The sequence below is a fragment of the Methanobrevibacter sp. genome (assembly GCF_050872065.1).
Classification (GTDB): domain Archaea; phylum Methanobacteriota; class Methanobacteria; order Methanobacteriales; family Methanobacteriaceae; genus Methanocatella.
The window spans coordinates 1-20365 of sequence record NZ_JBNMGD010000016.1; the positions used below are offsets into that span (position 1 = coordinate 1).

Consider the following 20365-nt stretch of genomic DNA (forward strand, 5'->3'; position numbering starts at 1 on the left):
ATTTAAACTTAACAATAAGATATATAAAGAAATAGTAAGTTAATAATTTTAAAAAAAATATTAATTAAATACTTAGATGTATAAAATAAGAATAAATAGAATTTTTTTAATGAAAATAAAGGAAATAAAAAAAATTATTACTTAAAAAGTACTAAGTAATAAATAATATCAAAGTAATACTTAAAAAATATACAAAATCCAATTATTAATTTATAAATAAAATGAAATTAAAAATTATAAAATATGCAATTATTAGCTGATGTTGGTGGGATACCCGGTAAAGATTGTAACGGTTTTTGTAAATACTGTTACTTTAGAAAAGTGAAAGAAGTTAAAAGTTTTGGTTGTGCATATTGTCTTCCTAATAAAATAGGTTGTGAAAGATGTAGCAAAGGTGTTAGCGAAACACAAAATGAATTTAAATCACCCTTCCAAGTTATAAGTGAAGTACAAAATGCCTTGATGATGAACATGCATGGAGGTAAAGTAACTGCAAATATAAGTGGTGGTGGAGATATTAGTTGCTATCCACACCTTGAAACATTAACTTCCAATTTAAATCAACTATCAATCCCCTCAATATTAAGTTACACCTGTGGAAAAGGAATAAATGATGGTGAAATTGCTTCTAGATTAATAAATAACGGTGTGGAAGAAGTTTCATTTACTATTTTTTCATCAGATCCAAAACTTAGAAAGGAATGGATTAAAGATCAATATCCAGAAGAAGCCCTCAAAGCATGTAAAATTTTTTGTGAAAATATCAAATTAACTGGTGCAGCTGTAATAATTCCCGGTGTTAATGATGGTGAAGTATTGCGCCAAACATGTAATGCCCTAGAAGATTGGGGTGCAAAAGGGATGCTTTTAATGAGGTTTGCAAATACATTCAACGAAGGATTAATCCTTGGAAATGAACCAATTCTTAAAGGAATTGAATCACAACCTGTTAAAGATTTCACAGAACTTGTAAAACAAATCAACAAGGAATATAAATTCAGAATAAGTGGAACACCTTTATGTGATCCTGAAACTGGTGGTCCATTTGCAATAGCTAAAGATGAAAATGAAATATTCCTACAATTTATAAAACCTATTACTGGCGAAGCAACTATAATAACATCCAAAATTGCAGCACCATTTATCTCTAAAATATTCGATAAATTAGAAGCAGACAGTGTTAATGTTATAGCTACTGAAAAAGAAATAGCCTGTTTAATTACAAAAGAAGACTTAGAAAAACTTGATTTAAGTGAAATAAAAGATGTTGCAATCATCCCTGGAAGATCTTTCGTCCATCAGCTTGATGCAGAAAGAATTTTAAGTGCAGATGGTAATGAAAGACTTGTTGGTCGTGGACCAGACACACTAAGTGTTGATGGAGAATTAAGCATTGATATGACTGATGAAAATGTCATAGAAACAGAATTAGAACAATTCAATGATTTAGTCAATGCTATTAATTTCTTTGGAATGAGAAGAATTTAAAAAAAAAGAAAGATTAGTTAGAATTCTCAACAAGAGAACTCTCACTATTAATTTTTACTAAAATATAATCATACATGAATGATTTTTTTATTTCAGCAAGTTCAGATAATTTCTTACCATCAATCATCACATTGCCTATTACATCAGCATAATCATCATAATTCAATTTTACACGAACACCATCTAGTTGTGAGGTTACTGGAGCAGGAGAGAAAACCTCTTTAATTTCCATAACTTGATTTTCAATTGCATTTTTTACAACAATAGACGGAACTAATGGTGGATCAAGAGTCATTTCTCGTTTCTTATCATTTAAAATTTTTTCACATGTTTCAACTAATTTATCCAATGCACGAACATCTGGTCCTCTTCTTAATCTTCTAGGAATTCTACCTAAATCCCCCACATATGCATCAGCGCCAGGAAGTTCTTCGATAGGAATATCTGGAGCACCAGTTACAATTACCGGTATATCAATATCATCATATAAGAAAGCTTTTTCCTTAATACAATTTTCAAAACTACCTAATACAAAAATAGCAAGATCATGTTCTTCAATCAAACTTTTTTCTTCCTCAGTAATACCTGAAGTACCTTTACCATCACCTCTAGCAAGACCTATCATATTATCCTTAGCACCAAATTCACGTAAATATTCAGAAATATCACATGCAGCATGAGGTAAATGGTGTCTTGCAAGAGTTGGTGAAACAACAGCTATTTCAGAACCCGCCATCGGAGCGACTGAAATTTTTGCTAAAAGTTCAGCAGATTTATCTTTAATCTTATCAACATCTTCCAAAGGAACAGCAATACTCAATACCAATTCCATTTGTTGAATACTTTCTTGAAGAATAAATCCACCTAAATCCTCAATCAATTCTTTAAATTCTTCACTTTTGTGAACTCCACCAGTAAATGTTAATGTTTCATACATGTTAACAACTCTCAAAAAATGCAATTAAATTGTTAATGTAATTATATTATTATATACTTATTAAATTTTCTAAAAGTGAATATCTAATTTCTATTTTTTCAAATGGATTTTTCGAAATACAATTATGAGATGGAATTTCAATAAGATTTTCACTTTCAATTACTTCATCTTTAAGATAATCCGGAAAAATTACATAATCAAAATCTTCAGATACAATATTAAATCCCATATCCAAAATGATATCCTTTAAAAACTTAGAATACACTTTAACAGCAACATCTCTTTTAAAATTAGAATTCAAATATTTTTTACATAATTTATAATCCTCAAAAAATGCTAATATATCCTCATCAGACAATTCATTTTGAACTGTTTTAGAGACCTTTTTAATACTTTCAAAAACTTGTGATGGAGTATTAATTTTAATAGCTAAACTATTCATTTCTACTTTGCTTTCTGATAATAAAATAGCTAAATCTCCATCTTCATTATCCGGATACTTATTTACAACATAATTCTTAATACCTGTAAGTTTGACAATTTCCTCACACATTGGTGTTGTGATTATCTTCATAATAATTATTATATATTAATCTTCAATATAAATTAACCCATGAAAGTTACATTGAGTTTTGAAGAAAGTGAAAGTTCAGATGTTTCAATAATGGTTGATGCATTAAGAGCCAGTTCTACAATAACTCTCGCTTTAAATAATTTTAAAAAAGTTATTCCATGTTTTTCAATAAAAGAAGCAATCGAATTACGAGAAAAGTTTGGAGGAATAGTTGCAGGAGAAAGAAATGGTAAAAAGATTGATGAATTTGATCTTGGAAATTCTCCTACTAAAATAAAAGATTATACATCAAATTCAAATCAATTAATATTAACCACAAGTAACGGCACTAGAATTCTTGAAAATATGAAATCGAAAGTTCTTGTCGGTTCTCTTATCAATGCTAAGTCTGTGGCTGAAAAAAGTATAAAAATAGCAAATAACCATATTGATGTTGTAATGGCTGGAGTTAAAGGAGAATTTGCAATAGAAGACTTTTTAGCATCTGGAGAAATATTACACTGGATTAATAAAGAGTTGGTAAATTGTGAATTAAATGAATATGGTAAAGCAGCAATATTGGCAAGTAGAGATTATAAATCAATGAAAGAATCATTTATTAATTCAAGATCAGGTAAAAGATTAAGAGAATTGGGTTATGAAAATGATGTTGAACTATGCTGTATGAAGAATATTACAGAAAATGTTGCAATATATAAAAATCAAGAATTAATATTATTAAAAGATTAACTTTATATATCCAAATTTAATAATATGAAAATAAAATTTATAAAGAAGTGTTTTTTTAAATGAAAAGAGAATTATTAACCATAATTGGTACTGCTCATGTATCTGAAGAAAGTGTTAATGAAGTAAAAGATGCAATTTATGAACAACACCCAGATATTGTTGCTATTGAACTTGATAGAGGGAGATATGCAAAAATAAGAAATAGAATGATGGGTATTGAAGAAGATGAAGATATCTCCGTTACTAAAATAATCAAAGAAAATAAAGTAGGATTATTTTTAGTAAGCACTCTCCTTGGGTATTTCCAATCAAAAATTGGAGCTGAAGTAGATGTTGATCCAGGTTCTGAAATGATTGGTGCTATTGAAGCAAGTCAAGATTTAAACATTCCAATTGCTCTTATTGACCGTGAAATTAATACAACACTACAAAGAGCATTAAATAAAATGGGATTTATGGAAAAAGCCAAATTTGCATATGGTCTAATTGTTTCAGTTTTAGGTTTTGACGATGAGGAAGATGAAATTGATATTGAAGAGTTGAAAAACTCCGAGAATATTGATGAGATGATGGAAATATTTAAAGATGAAGCTCCAAGTATTTATGAAGTTCTTGTGCATGAAAGAGATGCATACCTCGCAGGAAAAATAATGCAAATACCTTATGATAAAGTTATTGCAGTTGTTGGAGCAGGACACAAACAGGGAATTGAAAAATATTTAGATAATCCTGAAACATTACCTGACTTAAAAGAGTTAGAAGTCATAAATGATAAAAAAGGTATTCCTTGGGTTAAAATATTTTTGGCAATGATTCCTATCTTATTTGTTGTGATATTTTTTCTGGCATATTTTAATGGGATAAATATTACAGGAAACGTCTATGAATTTGTAATCATCAGTATGATTATGGGATTTATTGGATCAATTCTTTCTGGTTCCAAAGTTCAATCAGCAATTGTTGGTGGAATCGTAGCTCCATTAACTATAATACACCCTTTACTTGCTGCAGGATGGTTTTCAGGATTAACTGAAGCAAAATACAGAAAAGTGAAAAAAACCGATATTAACAATCTAACCAAAATTAAAAGCTTTAAAGATTTATGGAACAACAATATATTTAGGATATTGCTTGTAGTTATAGGGACAAATTTAGGAGTTAGCCTAGCTACATTAGTGATTTTACCGTCAAAAGTTTTCATTCCATTATTCATGAAAATATTTGGTGGATAATAAAAGTTTTATATAGATGAACTAGTTATATTATTAATACAATTAATTTTAAGGAAAAAAATCATGTATTTTATATTTCGTTGTGACTGCGGGCGTGCACTCTATGCAAAAGAAGGAGTAGCTACTCGTAAATGTGTTTGTGGTAAAACTTTAAAAATAAAATCTAGACGTATATTTCAAAAAGTAGCCACAAGAGAAGAAGCATCACAAGCTGTTCAGGAAATGCAAGATAAAATATATGGAAATACTGGATTTATGAAAGCCAGTGATTTAAAATAATGTATGGTTTTGTTAAAAATGATTGGAACGACACTCGAAATAATTATAATTTTAATTTTAATAATTCTTAATGGATATTTATCAATGGCAGAACTTGCTATTGTATCCGTAAGAAAAGCAAAAATGGAAAAATACTTAGAAAATGGAAATAAAAACGCAGAAATTGTTTTAAAATTGCTAGAAGACCCAAATGAATTTTTATCTACAGTTCAAATCGGAATTTCACTTATTGGTGTTTTAACTGGGGCGTTTGGTGGAGTAACCTTAGCAGAACCTCTTTCCAAATTACTTTACTTTATACCATATAACGACATGATTAGTGTGATACTAGTTGTTATTGTTACTACATACCTAACTTTAATTGTTGGAGAAATTGTACCTAAAGTTATAGCATTGAATGATCCTGAAAGCATATCAATAAAAATTGCTAAAAGCATGGTAATTCTTTCTAAAATTTCAAAACCAATTAGTTTTGTTCTTGCAAAATCCAGTAGTTTTCTTTTATGGATGATGAGAATTGAAAATAAAACTGATGATACTGTTACCGAAGAAGAAATCGAATTAATGATTAAAGAAGGAAGAGCTGGCGGAACTATTGAAAAAGAAGAAGAAGACATTATTAAAAGAGTTTTCAAACTTGATGATCAAAAAGTTGAAAGTATAATGACTCCTCGTAATGAGATTATTTGGATTAATCTTGAAGATGACCGAGATATCAATAAAGTCAAAATTATTGAAAGTAGAAGGTCCATTTTTCCAATAGCTAAAGGAGAATTAGATGAATTCATTGGAGTAGTTCAAGCAAAAGATATACTTTCACTAATGTTTACTGAAGAAGAATTTGACATTGATAAAATTATAAAAGAACCTTTAGTAGTATCTGAACACTTAGAAACATTAGATTTACTAAAAGAATTCAAGGAAAATCAAGAATACGTACATATGTCTCTTGTAGTAGATGAATTTGGAAGTGTTGAAGGTTTAATTACATTAAATGATTTACTTGAAGGAATTGTTGGAGACATTCCGGGAATTGACGAAGAAGATGAACCACAAGCAATCGAAAGAGAAGATGGAACCTGGTTAATTGATGGAAGATACCCTATTGATAAATTTAAAGAATTATTCGACCTTAATGATTTCCTTCCAGATGAAGAAGAAGACAATTATACTACACTTGCAGGATTTATTCTAAGTATTAGTGGGACTATTCCTAATGAAGAGGAAAAATATGAGTGTGGAAGATTTATATTTGAAATAATTGATATTGATGGACACCAAATAGACAAAGTCCTTGTAACTGATATTGGACCACAAGAAGAAATAACAGAGGAATAAAATGGATGCTGGAATTATTATCCAAATAGTCTTGCTAGTTGTAGGATTTGTATTTTTAATCAAGGGTTCTGATTTTTTTGTTGATGGATCAAGTAATGTAGCCTACCTTTTAAAAGTACCAACAATAATTGTTGGATTAACAATTGTGGCATTTGGAACAAGTGCACCTGAAGCTGCAGTATCAATTACATCATCAATTTCTGGAAACAATGCAATGGCTGTAAGTAATGTTATCGGAAGTAATTTATTCAACATACTAATGGTTATTGGAGTATCAGCAATACTTAGCAATCTATTAATGGAAAAAAATGTTCTAAAAAAAGATTTGCCTTTCCTCGTAGCTATAACATTATTATTAAGTATATTCATCATTGTTGATTGGAAAATAAGTGCTATCGAAGGAATAATTTTACTTGTACTATTGGTCGGTTATGTATTCTTCCTTATTAAAAGTGCAAGAAAAGATAGTCATGCTCATGATGTAAATGAACCGAAATTAAGTCTTAAAAAGAGTATTATATTTATTATCATTGGACTTGCAGGAATTATTATTGGTGGAGATTTAGTTGTAGGCAGTGCTTCAGCCATAGCCATAGCATTCGGACTAAGTGAAACATTGGTTGGTTTAACTATTGTTGCAATAGGGACATCTTTACCTGAATTTGTAACATCAATTACAGCTTTAAGAAAAGGAGAAAATCAATTAGTCATAGGTAATGTTATTGGATCAAACATTTTTAACATTTTATTTGTTTTAGGTGCAAGTAGTGCAATAAGTGAAATGCCACTAAATTCAAGTTTACTTATAGATACTGTATTTATGATATTTGTTACAATATTATGCTTCATATTCGGTAAAACACAAGAAAAATATGATAAAAAAGAAGGTATTATTCTAATAGCATTATTCATTGCATATATGGTCTTTGTAATTTTGAGAAATTAATTCTTTTAACTCACAAGCCTTACAAATGTTAGATGAAGTTGACTCACCACATACTTCACACTCATTAAGGCTTGTGACCATATCATTTTCAAAAGTTAACATCTTTTGAAAAGATTCCATCACATTATTTTTAACACCAGGATATTGGTCTTCACTTATATTTAAAAACTCTTTAATTTTAGCCCTTAAAGATAAATGAGAGTAAGGACACTCATCTAAATGAATATCAATACCATTTATTACTGCCCACATTCCAACTTCTTTTTCTGGTGTATTCCATAACGGTTTTATTCTTGGAACTAGTTTAGGATGAATAACATCAAGTTCCGGGCCGAATTTTGAAAATTTAATTGTATCCCCACGTGCAAAACTCATTAAAAAAGATTGAATTTCATCATCCAGATTATGTCCAGTTGCTATTTTAACTGCCCCTAACTCATATGCAGTCTTATTTAAAATATTCCTTCTAAAAACACCACATGGAATACATGCACTTTTAAAATTTTGATAAATATCATCTAGTGCAAACCCTTCTTCCTCTTTAAATGATTTTTGAACTAATTTAATACCTAATTCCTTAGCATTATTAATGGCTGAATCAATACCATGTTGCCTATAACCTTCAATTCCTTCATCTACACTAATAGCAACTAAATCAAAATCCAATAAATTTTGATAATTTTTTAGTGCATGTAACGTCAATACACTATCTTTACCACCAGATAATGCAACAGCTATTAATTCACCTTCTTTAATTAAGTCATAATCATAGATTAATTTATTAATCCTTGTAAAAATATGTTCATTAAATTCATCTTTGTTTAATTTAACCATTACTAAATTAATTTATAAAATGATAAATAAATAATTTTAGTAGGTGAAAAAATGATAACTTGTGATTTTGCAATATTACCTGTCGGAACTGAAACTACTGAATGTAAAGAATATGTAACTGTAGCAGTCCAATCCATAAAAGATTCCGGGCTTAATTACCAATTAACCGGAATGGGAACACAAATTGAAGCAGATACTCTTGAAGAACTTTATTCTGCAATAGCTAATGCTCAAGAAGCTATCTTTAAAATTGGAATTGGTAGAGTATATACAGTTATAAAAGTAGATGATAGAAGAGACCTTGAAAATAGGACTTTAGATGCTAAAATTGATACAGTAAATAAAATATTAAAATAAATAGAAAAAAAGAATTAGTATTAAGCTAATTTTTCTGAAGCTGTTTTAACAGCTTTAATAACTAAATCCAAATCATCTTTTGTTAAAGATGGATGAACTGGGAGAGAAATAACATTATCTGCAGCAAGTTCTGCATTTGGACAATTGCCTTTAATTCCTAATGATTTATAAATTGGCTGATTGTACAATGGAATTGGATAATGGATTCCAGTTCCAACACCACATTCATTAATAATATTTACCCAATCATCCCTATTTCCTTTTTCAACTCTAATAGTGTATTGGTGGTATACATGTTTTGAACCATATGCACAATAAGGAGTTATAACTCCATCAACATCTTTTAAACCTTCATTTAGATATGCTGCATTTTCAATCCTTTTATCATTAAATCCATCAATTTTATCCAATTGAGCAAGACCAATAGATGCAGAAATATCAGTCATTCTAAAGTTATAACCAACTTCATCATGATGATATCTCACACTTGCACCATGAGCTCTGAATATTTTAGCATTTTCAGCTAATTCTTCATCATCTGTTGTGATTATTCCACCTTCAGAAGTTGTCATGTTTTTAGTTGGGTAAAAACTAAAACAGGACATATCTCCTAAACTACCAATTTTTTCACCATTACATGTTGCACCGTGAGCTTGTGCAGCATCTTCAATAACTATTAATCCATGTTTTTCAGCAATTTCATTGATTTTATCCATGTTCGCAGATTGTCCATATAATTGAACAGGTAAAATAGCTTTAGTGTTCTCAGTTATTAATGATTCAATAGAGTCTGGGTCCATAGTATATGTTTTTAAGTCAATATCTGCAAAAACTGGCTTTGCACCAGTATATAAAATTGAATTTCCAGTTGCAATAAAAGTAAATGGAGTTGTAATTACTTCATCCCCTTCACCAATACCACAAGAGAGTAATGCAACATGCAATGCAGCGGTTCCAGAGTTAACAGCAACACCATATTTTGCACCAACCCAATCCGCAAATTTTTGCTCGAACTCAGCAACTTTTGGTCCTTGAGCAATCATTCCTGATTTTAAAACTTCAACCACATTTTCTATTTCTTCTTCCCCAATTATTGGTTTTGCAATAGGAACTTTAATATCTGACACCATAATCACCATTAATAAAATAATTAAAATTATCTATACTAATCTTTAAATCTAATAATATTTAAAACATTACTTATTATTAATAAAACAATTCAAGAGTGAGATAAATGGAAGAATATAAAACCAAAACTATTGACGAAGGTATCACAAAAATTGAATTCCCCGAATTTGATAAAGTATCTTCTGATGCACCAGTTTTTTATAACCCCCATATGGAATTAAATAGAGATTTATCCATACTTGCAATACAAGTATTCCAAAAAGAACAAGAAAGAGAAATAAATATTTGTGATTTATTTGGAGGAAGTGGAATACGTGGTATCCGCTATAAAAATGAAATTGATGGTGTTGGAGAAGTCTCCATTAATGATATAAGTGAAATAGCAAATCATTATGAAAGACATAATATTGAATTAAACAATTTAGAAAATATTGAAGTGTATCAACATGATGCTAGTATGTTTTTAAGAATGAAACGTGGAGAGTTTGATGTAATTGATATTGATCCATTTGGAACTCCATCCCCATTTCTTGATTCTTCTGGTTACTGTGCTCGAAGAAATTCCCTATTATGTGTTACCGCAACAGATACTTCTGCATTATGTGGAACATATAAAGAACCTTGCATACGTAAATATAATGCAAAACCATACAAAAGTGAATACTGTCATGAAACAGGTATTAGAATATTAGCAGGTTTTGTAGCACTCACTCTTTCAAAATATGCAAAATGTATTGAAATAAAAATGTCTCATAGTACTGAACATTATATGAGATTATACCTTGAAATTAAAAAAGGTTCAAAAAGAACAGATGAAACATTAAAAAATATTGGTTACATTAGTCATTGCAAACACTGCCTTCATAGACAAACAAGTAAAGGTTTAGCTAGCCCAATTGATGAAATCTGCCCCATCTGTGGTGAAAAATTAATCCATGCTGGCCCATTATGGTTAGGCCCTATCCAAAATAGTGAATTTATTCAAAAAATGATTGATGAAACTGAAAACAAAAAAATTAATAGCAAAAAGGAAGCTTTGAAATTATTGAATAAATGTCTTATAGAATCTGATGCACCAGCAACATTTTTTGATATTCATAGTATCTGCAAATCATTGAAAGTTAGTGCTCCTAAATTTGATTTAATTTTAGATGAACTTAAAAAAGATGGATTCATAGCAGTGAAAACACATTTTAAACCTCTAGGTTTAAAAACAGATGCTTCTATTGAACACATTAAAAATGTTCTTATTGACTTACAAAAGACAATTTAAAAAATATAATATAAAAAGAAAGATATTTTTATAAAAAATAATAAAAAAAACAATAAATGTTAGTAATTTTTAAAAAAAAATAAAAAATAATTATTAAGTTTTAAATATTATAAAAAATATATTCTACATTACAAGGTTAATTAAAATAATTGACCAATTTATTATATAAAGAGGCATACAGCGATGGCAAAAACAAAAGAAAATGTTATCAAATTAGATGATACCGACATCAACATTTTAAAAATAATCAACGAAGATGTAAGAACATCTTATAGGCAAATTTCACGTAGTTTAGATGTGTCTGTAGGAACCGTTCACAATCGTATTGATAAAATGGTAAAATCTGGAGTTATCAAAAAATTTTCACCGGTTATTGATCATGAAAAATTAGGTTTTGTTTTAACCACAATTATTGGAGTAAGAGTAAAAGGTGGAAAACTCAAAAATTGGGAAGAAAAAACCTTCTTTAATAAAAATGTAGTTGGAATCTACGATGTTACTGGAGAATATGATGCATTTTTAATTGCAAAATTCAGAAACACCAACGAATTAAATGCATTCATTAAAGAATTGTTAAAAGATCCAATTATAGAAAGAACATATACACAAACTGTTTTAGATGTTATTAAAGAAGATATGGGTTCTTCAAACATTTTATAATTTATTTTCAAAAAGTAGTCCGAAAGGGACTACTTATTATACTACTTTTTCGAACTTTAATAGCTCTATTTTTAGAATAACTCAAAAGTAATAAAATCCTTTTTGTTGAACAATATACACATTTTTCAGATAAATTAATTAGAACATAAACTTTTTCTATAGGATAATAGATGGAAATATATCTAAAAATTAATATGATAATTTCTTAATTTGTAAAATAGAATTACCACTGTAATGAAAAGATAACTAAAAACAATTAATTTTCATTAAACTATATAAATAAAAAGACAACAAATATATACTTATTATAAATAACAATTTAGAGGTTATGAAATTGGTAGTATGCTTACCTGATACTCAAGATGATACTCCAAGTATACCTATTAAATTAACTAGAGTAGGTGTTACAGGAGTTAAAAAATTATTACAACTAGAAAGAACAAATAAAAGACCAATAATTTTATTACCTACATTTGATGCATTTGTAGATTTACCAAATGATCAAAAAGGTGTTCACATGTCTAGAAACCCTGAAGCCATTAGTGAAGTGCTTGAGAGTGTTGCTAACGACTCAACTGTAGACATAGAATCATTATGTGCAAAAATCGTTGAAAAAATGATGACTAAACATGAATATGCAAAACGTGTTGAAATTTCAATGACAACTGATTTTATGTTCATGAAAAAATCTCCTGTTACCGAAAACAAAACTCAAGAAACAAGCAAATTAATAGCAAAATCTGTTGGACTTAGAGATGAAAACGGCGACATTAAGATTAGAAAAAGCATTGGTGCAGAAGTCATTGGAATGACTGTTTGTCCATGTGCACAAGAATCTGTAAGAGAATCTGATAAAAATAAATTATTAGAATTCTTAGATGAAAAAACTACACAAAAAGTTTTAGATACTGTTACATTTGCTTCCCATAACCAAAGAGGAATTGGAACCTTATTGGTTGAAGTTCCAGAAGATAAAAAAGTTAAAGCTGAAGATCTCATAGAAATTATTGAAAATTCAATGAGTTCACCTGTTTGTGAATTACTCAAAAGACCTGATGAAAATGCGACTGTTATGAATGCACACAAAAACCCTGTTTTTGTTGAAGACTGTGTTAGAAACATGATGGAAAAAGTTGCTAAGAAGTATACTGACTTACCAGATAACACATTAATCACAGCACGTCAAGAAAATGAAGAAAGTATTCATAGACATAATGCATATGCTGAAAAAGTAACTACAATGGGTGAATTGAAATCTGAATTAAATATCCAATAGGGTTTGATTTAATGAAAAAAAGTTATGAAATTGCAGGAAAAGTAATGGGATTTTTTGAATCATTTAAAGGTTCAAGACCTGCAATTAACAATGCAAAAATACTTATTGTTAGAGGAAGGTCTAGAAAAACCATTCCTATAGATAAATTTGACTCTAAACTTACTGAATTAGGTGAACTTCTTGGAGGAACTGAATTAAGTGCAAGTTCCGAAGAAATTTCTAAAATATTAAAATCTGGAGACCAGCACATCAAAGAAAGTGAAGGAACTACAAATACCATTGACGAACATGGATTTTCAAGAATGAAAAAAGAACTTGAATCCATGGGGCTTGAAGTTGGATATAAAGTATTTAAACTCCCAGGTTTTGATGTTATAGTTGCTATATGGGAAGATAGAAACGGATTACCTCCATTATATGTGGAAGTGACTGTTTCAGAACATGAAGATTAAAATGCAATCCTTAAATAAAGAAGAGATTCTCCAAATTTTAAAAGCTACTGATAGTGAAATAATCAAATATATGTCACAAACAGTACAATATAGGGAGAATCATCTTATTACTTATTCTAAAAATGTATTCATACCTTTGACTGAAATTTGCAGAAATGATTGTGGATACTGTAATTTTAAAAAAAATCCTGATGATCCAGAAGCCATAATTCTTAAAACAAAACAAGAAGTTTTGGAAAGCTTAAAAGAAGCTGAGAAATATGGATGTAAAGAAGCTCTTTTTACTTTTGGTGAAGATGCAGATGAAGAAAAAGTCGTTCAACTCAAATTGGCAGAATATGGCTATGAAAAAATGATTGATTACATTATAGACATATGCCAAATGACTTTAAATAAAACCACTTTATTACCTCATACCAATGGTGGAAACTTTAGTTTTGAGGATTTAAAAAAATTAAAAGAAGTTAATGCATCACTAGGATTAATGCTTGAAAACTCATCAAAGAGATTAATGGAATTACCTGCACACAATAAAAGTCCTGGAAAAAATCCAGAATTAAGACTTGAAACTATATCCAATGCAGGAAAACTTAAAATCCCCTATACCACAGGAATATTAATTGGAATTGGTGAGACAAAAGAAGAAATTGCAGAATCATTAATCGCAATTAGAGATTTATATGATAAATATGGACATATCCAAGAATTAATTATTCAAAATTTCACACCAATCCCTGGAATTGAAATGGAAAATTGGCCAGAACCAAGCTTTTTAGATATGATTAGAACAGTAATAGCAGGAACTCTCTTATTTGGAGATACTGATGTCAGTATTCAAGTTCCACCTAACTTAAACAATGAAACTGCACAAATATTCTTATTATGTGGTGCTGATGATTGGGGTGGCGTTTCACCAGTAAGCCCAGATTATGTAAATATCACCTCTCCATGGCCAGGAATTGATGAACTTAAAAAGATAACTACTGATGCAGGTTTTGAATTAACTGAAAGATTATGTATTTATGAAAAATACATTAATGATGAATGGTTGAATGACGATTTATTAAAGAGAATATCTAATTTATTCGAGCATCAATAACAACATGCTCTACACCAGGAGCATATTTTTTTATTTTATTTATTTTTAATAACTCAACATCCCTATCTCCTGCTTGAGCTTTAATTCTTTCTATTGGTCTAGTGTTGATTAATTTTTCGGGAACTGTTTCATGATAATGAAGAACACCACCTTTGTTCAAACTATCAATAGCTATTTTTAAATAATGATGAGTTGTTTTAACATAACCCATCAATATCCTATCTGCCTTAAATTTAGGAGTTTCCCTCATACAATCCCCTAAAATTGGAGTCACATTTGTTAATTTGTTTAATTTAATATTTTCACATAAAAAATGATAAGAATTGGGATTTATTTCAATTGGGATAATTTCCTTTGCATTTGAATATACTCCAATAGGAATAGAAAAGTAACCAATACCTGCAAACATATCAAGCACCACTTCATCATCTTCAACTAGTTTAGCAATCCTTAATCTTTCATTATTGTTACCTTTAGACCACATCACCTTGCATAAATCCAATTTAAATAAACAACCATTTTCTTTATGCATTGTTTCTGTTTCGCTTCCAAAAAGAACTTTATAAATTGGCTCCCTTTTAGTTCCTTGGATGTGATCAATCTTCATTATAGTTTTCACATTATGTTTATTAGACAACTCCTCAAAATCATTGCCTGAGTACTTGTTGTCCAAAATCAAGATATCACCAATTTTTTTATACTTCATTTTAAGCACCTTAAATAAGAAAAGTTTATATATTCTAATTTAATAATATAGTATTGTTAGTTTATACTAATTATTGATTCTGATTTTAAATAAAATTAATACGAAAATTATTAATTTATTTTGTTAAATTAACCTATAAGTAGTTGGAATAAGATATTTTAAATACTTAAATGAGGTGTATTTAAATGAAAGATAAAATTGTAGAAGGTACAACAACCGTCGGAATTACTTGTAAAGACGGAATTGTATTTGCAACTGAAAGAAGAGCAACTATGGGAAATTTAGTAGCTCACAAAGTAGCAGAAAAAATATTTAAAATTGATGATCACATTGCAACAACCATTGCAGGTTCTGTTGGGGATGCACAAAACTTAATGAAACTTATTAAAGCAGAAGTTTCATTATACCAAATGAGAAACAATGATGAAATTAGTGTTAAAGCTGCAGCATCATTAACTGCAAATATCTTACGTTCAGGACCAATGTATGTTCAAATATTACTTGGTGGTATGGACGAAGGCAAACCATCCATTTATTCATTAGACCCTGCTGGTGGTATGATTAAAGATAATTACATCTCAACTGGATCAGGATCTATCGTAGCTTACGGTGTTCTTGAAGACAGATTTAGAGAAGATTTATCAGTAGACGAAGGACTTGAAGTAGCTATAAGAGCTATCAGAGCTGCTGCTGAACGTGACACTTATTCCGGTAACGGATTTTTAGTCGCTAAAGTAGATAAAGACGGCTATGAAATGTTAGATAATGAAAAAGTAAAAGAAATTTTGGATAAAATATAGCAAAACTAATTTTCATAACTAACTATTTTTTTATATAAAATGTGTACATAGTTTATGAAATTTAACTAATTATAGCTTAAAGCTTTTCATAAACTATTATAATACACAAACTTTTTTTGAAGGGATTATATGGCTTCAGATATTTTAGAAGATATTAAAAAAGAGATTTTGCAAAAACTACCTGCAGAAATCCAAGTTTCCAAAGTGGAATTCGAAGGACCAGAAGTGGTAGTTTATACCAAAAATCCAGAAATTATAACTGAAAATGGTGACTTAATTAGATCACTTGCAAAAGAACTTAGAAAAAGAATAATTATAAGATCAGACAAAAGTGCATTGCTTGATAATGAAGCAACAATAAATAAAATTCATGAAATTGTTCCAGATGGAGCCGAAATTACTGATATTTATTTTGATAATGTAACTGGAGAAGTAGTTATCACCGCTAAAAAACCTGGACTCGTTATTGGAAAATATGGTGCTACTTCAAGAAATATTGTTAAAAATACTGGATGGGCACCTAAAATTTTGAGAACCCCACCAATAAGTTCAGACATTATTGGAAAAATTAGAACTATTCAAAAAAATAGTAGTAAAGACAGAAAAAAATTATTACAACGTCTTGGACGTCAAATTCACCAAGGAAGTAAATACCCAAATGATTGGGCAAGAGTTACTTCACTGGGAGGATTTAAAGAAGTTGGACGTTCATCCATGCTCTTACAAACACCAAATAGTCGTGTATTATTAGACTGTGGAGTTAACGTCGCTGCATCAGATAATAAAAATGCATTCCCATATTTAAATGCACCAGAATTCTCAATTGAAGAATTAGACGCAGTTATTATATCTCACGCTCACTTAGATCATTGTGGATTTGTACCTTACTTATTCCATTATGGATATGATGGACCAGTATACTGTACAACCCCAACAAGAGATTTAACCACTCTTTTACAATTCGACCACCTTGATATTGCTCACAGAGAAGGTAATCCTTTACCATTTACATCAAAACATGTAAAACAAGCGATTAAAAATACAATTACCCTAGATTATGGTGAAGTGACAGACATCTCACCAGATATAAGGTTAACATTACATAATGCAGGACATATTTTAGGTTCAGCAATCTCACATATGCACATTGGAGATGGAGCTCACAACTTAGTTTATACTGGAGACTTCAAATATGAACCATCCAGATTACTTGAACCTGCAACCATCCGTTTCCCACGTGCTGAAACAGTAATTATGGAAAGTACTTATGGTGGAAGAGAAGATATCCAGCCTTCAAGAAACAATGCTGAAAAAGAAATGATGAAGACCATCTACAAAACTCTTAAACGTGGTGGAAAAATATTAGTCCCTGTATTTGCTGTAGGAAGAGCCCAAGAACTTATGATAGTATTAGAAGAATACATGAGACACGGATTAATCGAAGAAGTTCCAATTTACATTGACGGAATGATTTGGGAAGCAACTGCAATTCACACTGCAAGACCTGAATACTTAAGTAAAGACTTAAGAGATCAAATTTTTCACATGGGTAGAAACCCATTTGTTTCAGAAATGTTTAATAAAGTTCAAAACCACGACCAAAGAAAAGAGATTGTTGAAAGTCAAGACCCAGCAATCATCTTATCTACATCAGGTATGTTGACTGGAGGTAACTCAGTAGAATACTTCAAATGGTTATGTGAAGATGAAAGAAACACTATAATATTTGTAGGATATCAATCTGAAGGTTCAATGGGTAGAAGAGTTCAAAAAGGTTGGAAAGAAATTCCACTTGAAGATGATGATGGGAAAACAAGAATTTTTAATGTTAGAATGGAAATTAAAACAATTAATGGATTCAGTGGTCACTCTAACAGAAGACAATTAATGGAATACGTTAAAAGACTTAATCCAAGACCTGAAAAAGTCATTACTTGTCATGGAGACCCATATAAAACTGTGGATCTCGCATCATCAATACACAGAAGTTATAAAATCGAGACAAAAACTCCAATTAACTTAGATTGTGTAAGAATTCATTAATAATAAATAAATACTAATTAAAACAAAATTACTATTAAAGAATGTTGTATAATTACAACATTATTTATTTTTAAAACAATAGGTGTTAAAATGGTTACATATTCAGAATCTGGTGTTGATATTGACTTAGAAGCAGTTACTGTTTCAAAATTAGCTGATAAACTTAAATCAACATTAGAATGTAGAGATATTATTACAGACAGTGGTCATTATGCAGCTTTAGTAAAATTAGGAGATAAAGCTATTGCAATGAGTACTGATGGTGTTGGAAGTAAAATTTTAATTGCAGAAATGATGGACAAATATGATACAGTAGGTATTGACTGTATTGCTATGGTTGTCAACGACATTTTATGTGTTGGAGCAGAACCAATAGCTTTAGTAGATTATCTTGCTGTTGAAAAACCAGATCCAGAAAGAGCAGCAGAAATTGCTGAAGGTCTTGTAAAAGGTGCTAACGAATCAAAAATTGCAATCATTGGTGGGGAAACTGCATCTCTTCCAGGAATTATTAAAGATTTTGATTTAGCAGGGACTGGTATTGGATTTGTAGACATTGACAAAATTATTACTGGTGAAAAAATCCAACCAGGAGATGTATTAATTGGTATTAACAGTAATGGTATTCATTCTAACGGATATAGTTTAGCTAGAAATGCAATATTTGATAAAGGTGGCTTTTCTATTGATGATAAAATGCCAAATGGTGAAACAACCATTGGTGAAGAATTAATTAGACCAACTGAACTCTATGTTAAACCTATTGTTGCACTATTTGAAAAAGAATACAATATTCATGGTCTAGCTCACATCACAGGAGGAGGATTTACTAACCTTAGACGTTTAAAAAAAGGTGTGGGATACGAAATTAACGACCTTCCAGAAGTTCCAGAAATATTCAAACTTATTTACCAACAAGGAGTAGACATAAAAGAAATGTACAAAGTCTTCAACATGGGTGTTGGTTTTGTTGTTATTTGTGATGAAGAAGAATCAGGAAAAATCATGAATACTCTAAATGAATATTGTGACTGCCAAATCATTGGTAAAGTAACCGATGATGAAAAAATCACTGTTAAAGGTTTTGAAGGTAGTAAACTTGAATACTAATTAAAATTGAGAGTGATACAATGAAGATAATGAAAGATAACGAAATAGCTCTTGTAAAGGAGATATTAAAAAAATTGGGAGCTAGTGAAGAAGATCAAGAATTAGTAGCAGAAGCAACAATCGATGCAGATTTAAAAGGATTTACATCACACGGATTAGGCAGATTCCCCCAATATCTCATCAGCATTAAAGCAGGAACAATTAATTTAGAAGACAATATCACTATTGAAAAAGAAACACCTGCAATGGCATTGATTAATGGTAACAGTGGTTTTGGACAAGCAGTATCTTATAAAGCTATGCAAATTGCAATTAAAAAAGCAAAAGAAATGGGTATTGCATGTGTTGGCGTCCATAATTCTAATCATTTCGGAGTTACTGGATTTTACAGTGATTTAGCATTAAGAGAAAATTGTATTGGACTTGTAATCGCAAATACTGACCCTGCTATTGCACCATTAGGCGGTAAAAAAGCTCTAATTGGAACTAATCCAATAGCATTAGGAATTCCATCAGACACATATATGACCGTGGATATGGCAACATCAGTTACTGCACGTGGAAAAATCATTGAATCAAAAAGAAAAGGATTAGATTTACCGGATGGATGGGCGTTGGATAAAGACGGAAATCCAACTAACAACCCTGAAGAAGCATTGAACGGATCCATTTTACCATTTGGAGGATTCAAAGGATATGCATTATCTTTATTAATCGAAGTATTAACTGGACCATTAGTACAAGCAGGATATGGTAATGGAGTATCAGGTACAGCATCACCAGATAAAGATTGTACCAAAGGAGATTTATACATAGTAATCGATCCATCCAAATTTGGTGATTTTGATGAATTTAAAGCAAACACCGAAGACTTCGTTTCTCAAGTCAGAGAAACTGGTGAAAATGTAGCTATCCCAGGTGACTTAGAAGTTAAAAGAATTGCTGAAGCAGAAGCTAACGGCATTCCAATTGATGAAAAATTGTACGAACAGTTAAAAGAAATCTGTGATAATTTAGACATTAACTTGGATTCATACCTTGAAGAATAATCCTATTCTTCATTCTTTTTTTATAAATCCCTCGATAGTAAAAAAAATACACATC

21 protein-coding genes are annotated in these 20365 nt (G+C 30.1%); 16 read left to right on the plus strand and 5 right to left on the minus strand.

The genetic code is table 11. The features are described from left to right. Window positions 1–243: 243 nt before the first annotated feature. A complete protein-coding gene (mmp10, locus tag ACR0P1_RS03580; RefSeq protein ID WP_432645035.1) occupies window positions 244–1488 on the plus strand; it encodes a methyl coenzyme M reductase-arginine methyltransferase Mmp10 in 1245 nt (414 codons plus the stop codon). A 13-nt stretch (window positions 1489–1501) separates the two neighbouring features. Here the strand turns inward: mmp10 and ACR0P1_RS03585 are convergent, their stop codons facing one another. Together ACR0P1_RS03585 and ACR0P1_RS03590 are read right to left on the minus strand one after the other, a co-directional pair. Further along, complete coding sequence (locus tag ACR0P1_RS03585; RefSeq protein ID WP_432645036.1) at window positions 1502–2425, minus strand: methanogenesis marker 7 protein; 924 nt, start codon at window positions 2423–2425, stop codon at window positions 1502–1504. Between the two features lie 49 nt (window positions 2426–2474). Then, window positions 2475–2999: a hypothetical protein gene (locus ACR0P1_RS03590; RefSeq protein WP_432645037.1), complete on the minus strand. Its 525-nt coding sequence runs from the start codon at window positions 2997–2999 to the stop codon at window positions 2475–2477. A 39-nt stretch (window positions 3000–3038) separates the two neighbouring features. On the opposite strand from ACR0P1_RS03590, the gene comB reads away from it, so the two are divergent. The 5 genes from comB (at window position 3039) to ACR0P1_RS03615 (ending at window position 7523) form a co-directional block, all read left to right on the plus strand. After that, on the plus strand, window positions 3039–3728 hold the full coding sequence (gene comB / locus ACR0P1_RS03595) for a 2-phosphosulfolactate phosphatase (protein WP_432645038.1): 690 nt from the start codon (window positions 3039–3041) through the stop codon (window positions 3726–3728). Window positions 3729–3787: 59 nt separating this feature from the next. Further along, window positions 3788–4960 carry a TraB/GumN family protein gene (locus ACR0P1_RS03600; RefSeq protein WP_432645039.1) on the plus strand — a complete coding sequence of 391 codons (1173 nt, stop codon included), beginning with the start codon at window positions 3788–3790 and terminating at the stop codon, window positions 4958–4960. A 63-nt stretch (window positions 4961–5023) separates the two neighbouring features. Then, on the plus strand, window positions 5024–5239 hold the full coding sequence (locus ACR0P1_RS03605; RefSeq protein WP_432645040.1) for a DUF1922 domain-containing protein: 216 nt from the start codon (window positions 5024–5026) through the stop codon (window positions 5237–5239). An 18-nt stretch (window positions 5240–5257) separates the two neighbouring features. Further along, window positions 5258–6577 (plus strand): hemolysin family protein, encoded by a 1320-nt coding sequence (locus ACR0P1_RS03610; protein WP_432645041.1) that lies wholly within the window; start codon window positions 5258–5260, stop codon window positions 6575–6577. A 1-nt stretch (window position 6578) separates the two neighbouring features. After that, a complete protein-coding gene (locus ACR0P1_RS03615; RefSeq protein WP_432645042.1) occupies window positions 6579–7523 on the plus strand; it encodes a calcium/sodium antiporter in 945 nt (314 codons plus the stop codon). On the opposite strand, the gene ACR0P1_RS03620 is transcribed toward ACR0P1_RS03615, so the two are convergent. Continuing rightward, window positions 7482–8357 carry a TIGR00269 family protein gene (locus ACR0P1_RS03620; RefSeq protein WP_432645043.1) on the minus strand — a complete coding sequence of 292 codons (876 nt, stop codon included), beginning with the start codon at window positions 8355–8357 and terminating at the stop codon, window positions 7482–7484. The two genes, ACR0P1_RS03615 and ACR0P1_RS03620, sit on opposite strands and share 42 nt — an antisense overlap. Before the next feature lie 51 nt (window positions 8358–8408). Here ACR0P1_RS03620 and ACR0P1_RS03625 point away from each other — a divergent pair, with 51 nt between their 5' ends. Next, a complete protein-coding gene (locus ACR0P1_RS03625) occupies window positions 8409–8714 on the plus strand; it encodes an MTH1187 family thiamine-binding protein (protein ID WP_432645044.1) in 306 nt (101 codons plus the stop codon). 20 nt (window positions 8715–8734) lie between these two features. Here the strand turns inward: ACR0P1_RS03625 and ACR0P1_RS03630 are convergent, their stop codons facing one another. After that, window positions 8735–9841 (minus strand): DegT/DnrJ/EryC1/StrS family aminotransferase, encoded by a 1107-nt coding sequence (locus ACR0P1_RS03630; RefSeq protein WP_432645045.1) that lies wholly within the window; start codon window positions 9839–9841, stop codon window positions 8735–8737. 107 nt (window positions 9842–9948) lie between these two features. Here ACR0P1_RS03630 and ACR0P1_RS03635 point away from each other — a divergent pair, with 107 nt between their 5' ends. The 5 genes from ACR0P1_RS03635 (at window position 9949) to cofG (ending at window position 14602) form a co-directional block, all read left to right on the plus strand. Continuing rightward, complete coding sequence (locus ACR0P1_RS03635; protein ID WP_432645046.1) at window positions 9949–11115, plus strand: tRNA (guanine(10)-N(2))-dimethyltransferase; 1167 nt, start codon at window positions 9949–9951, stop codon at window positions 11113–11115. A gap of 183 nt (window positions 11116–11298) precedes the next feature. Next, window positions 11299–11775 (plus strand): Lrp/AsnC family transcriptional regulator, encoded by a 477-nt coding sequence (locus tag ACR0P1_RS03640; protein ID WP_432645047.1) that lies wholly within the window; start codon window positions 11299–11301, stop codon window positions 11773–11775. A 334-nt stretch (window positions 11776–12109) separates the two neighbouring features. Then, window positions 12110–13051 (plus strand): GTP cyclohydrolase MptA, encoded by a 942-nt coding sequence (gene mptA, locus ACR0P1_RS03645; protein ID WP_432645063.1) that lies wholly within the window; start codon window positions 12110–12112, stop codon window positions 13049–13051. 11 nt (window positions 13052–13062) lie between these two features. Further along, on the plus strand, window positions 13063–13503 hold the full coding sequence (locus tag ACR0P1_RS03650; protein WP_432645048.1) for a DUF2120 family protein: 441 nt from the start codon (window positions 13063–13065) through the stop codon (window positions 13501–13503). Window position 13504: 1 nt separating this feature from the next. Further along, window positions 13505–14602 (plus strand): 7,8-didemethyl-8-hydroxy-5-deazariboflavin synthase subunit CofG, encoded by a 1098-nt coding sequence (gene cofG / locus ACR0P1_RS03655; RefSeq protein WP_432645049.1) that lies wholly within the window; start codon window positions 13505–13507, stop codon window positions 14600–14602. On the opposite strand, the gene ACR0P1_RS03660 is transcribed toward cofG, so the two are convergent. Continuing rightward, window positions 14580–15308, minus strand: a complete 729-nt coding sequence (locus tag ACR0P1_RS03660) for a class I SAM-dependent methyltransferase (RefSeq protein WP_432645050.1) — start codon at window positions 15306–15308, stop codon at window positions 14580–14582. The two genes, cofG and ACR0P1_RS03660, sit on opposite strands and share 23 nt — an antisense overlap. A 185-nt stretch (window positions 15309–15493) precedes the next feature. On the opposite strand from ACR0P1_RS03660, the gene psmB reads away from it, so the two are divergent. The 4 genes from psmB to comC all read left to right on the plus strand — a co-directional run bounded on the left by psmB (window position 15494) and on the right by comC (window position 20310). Continuing rightward, complete coding sequence (psmB, locus tag ACR0P1_RS03665; RefSeq protein WP_432645051.1) at window positions 15494–16108, plus strand: archaeal proteasome endopeptidase complex subunit beta; 615 nt, start codon at window positions 15494–15496, stop codon at window positions 16106–16108. A gap of 129 nt (window positions 16109–16237) precedes the next feature. Next, window positions 16238–18151 (plus strand): beta-CASP ribonuclease aCPSF1, encoded by a 1914-nt coding sequence (locus ACR0P1_RS03670; protein WP_432645052.1) that lies wholly within the window; start codon window positions 16238–16240, stop codon window positions 18149–18151. Window positions 18152–18241: 90 nt separating this feature from the next. Beyond that, complete coding sequence (gene purM / locus ACR0P1_RS03675; RefSeq protein ID WP_432645053.1) at window positions 18242–19261, plus strand: phosphoribosylformylglycinamidine cyclo-ligase; 1020 nt, start codon at window positions 18242–18244, stop codon at window positions 19259–19261. A gap of 20 nt (window positions 19262–19281) precedes the next feature. Continuing rightward, window positions 19282–20310: an L-sulfolactate dehydrogenase gene (gene comC / locus ACR0P1_RS03680; protein ID WP_432645054.1), complete on the plus strand. Its 1029-nt coding sequence runs from the start codon at window positions 19282–19284 to the stop codon at window positions 20308–20310. Window positions 20311–20365: the final 55 nt, after the last annotated feature.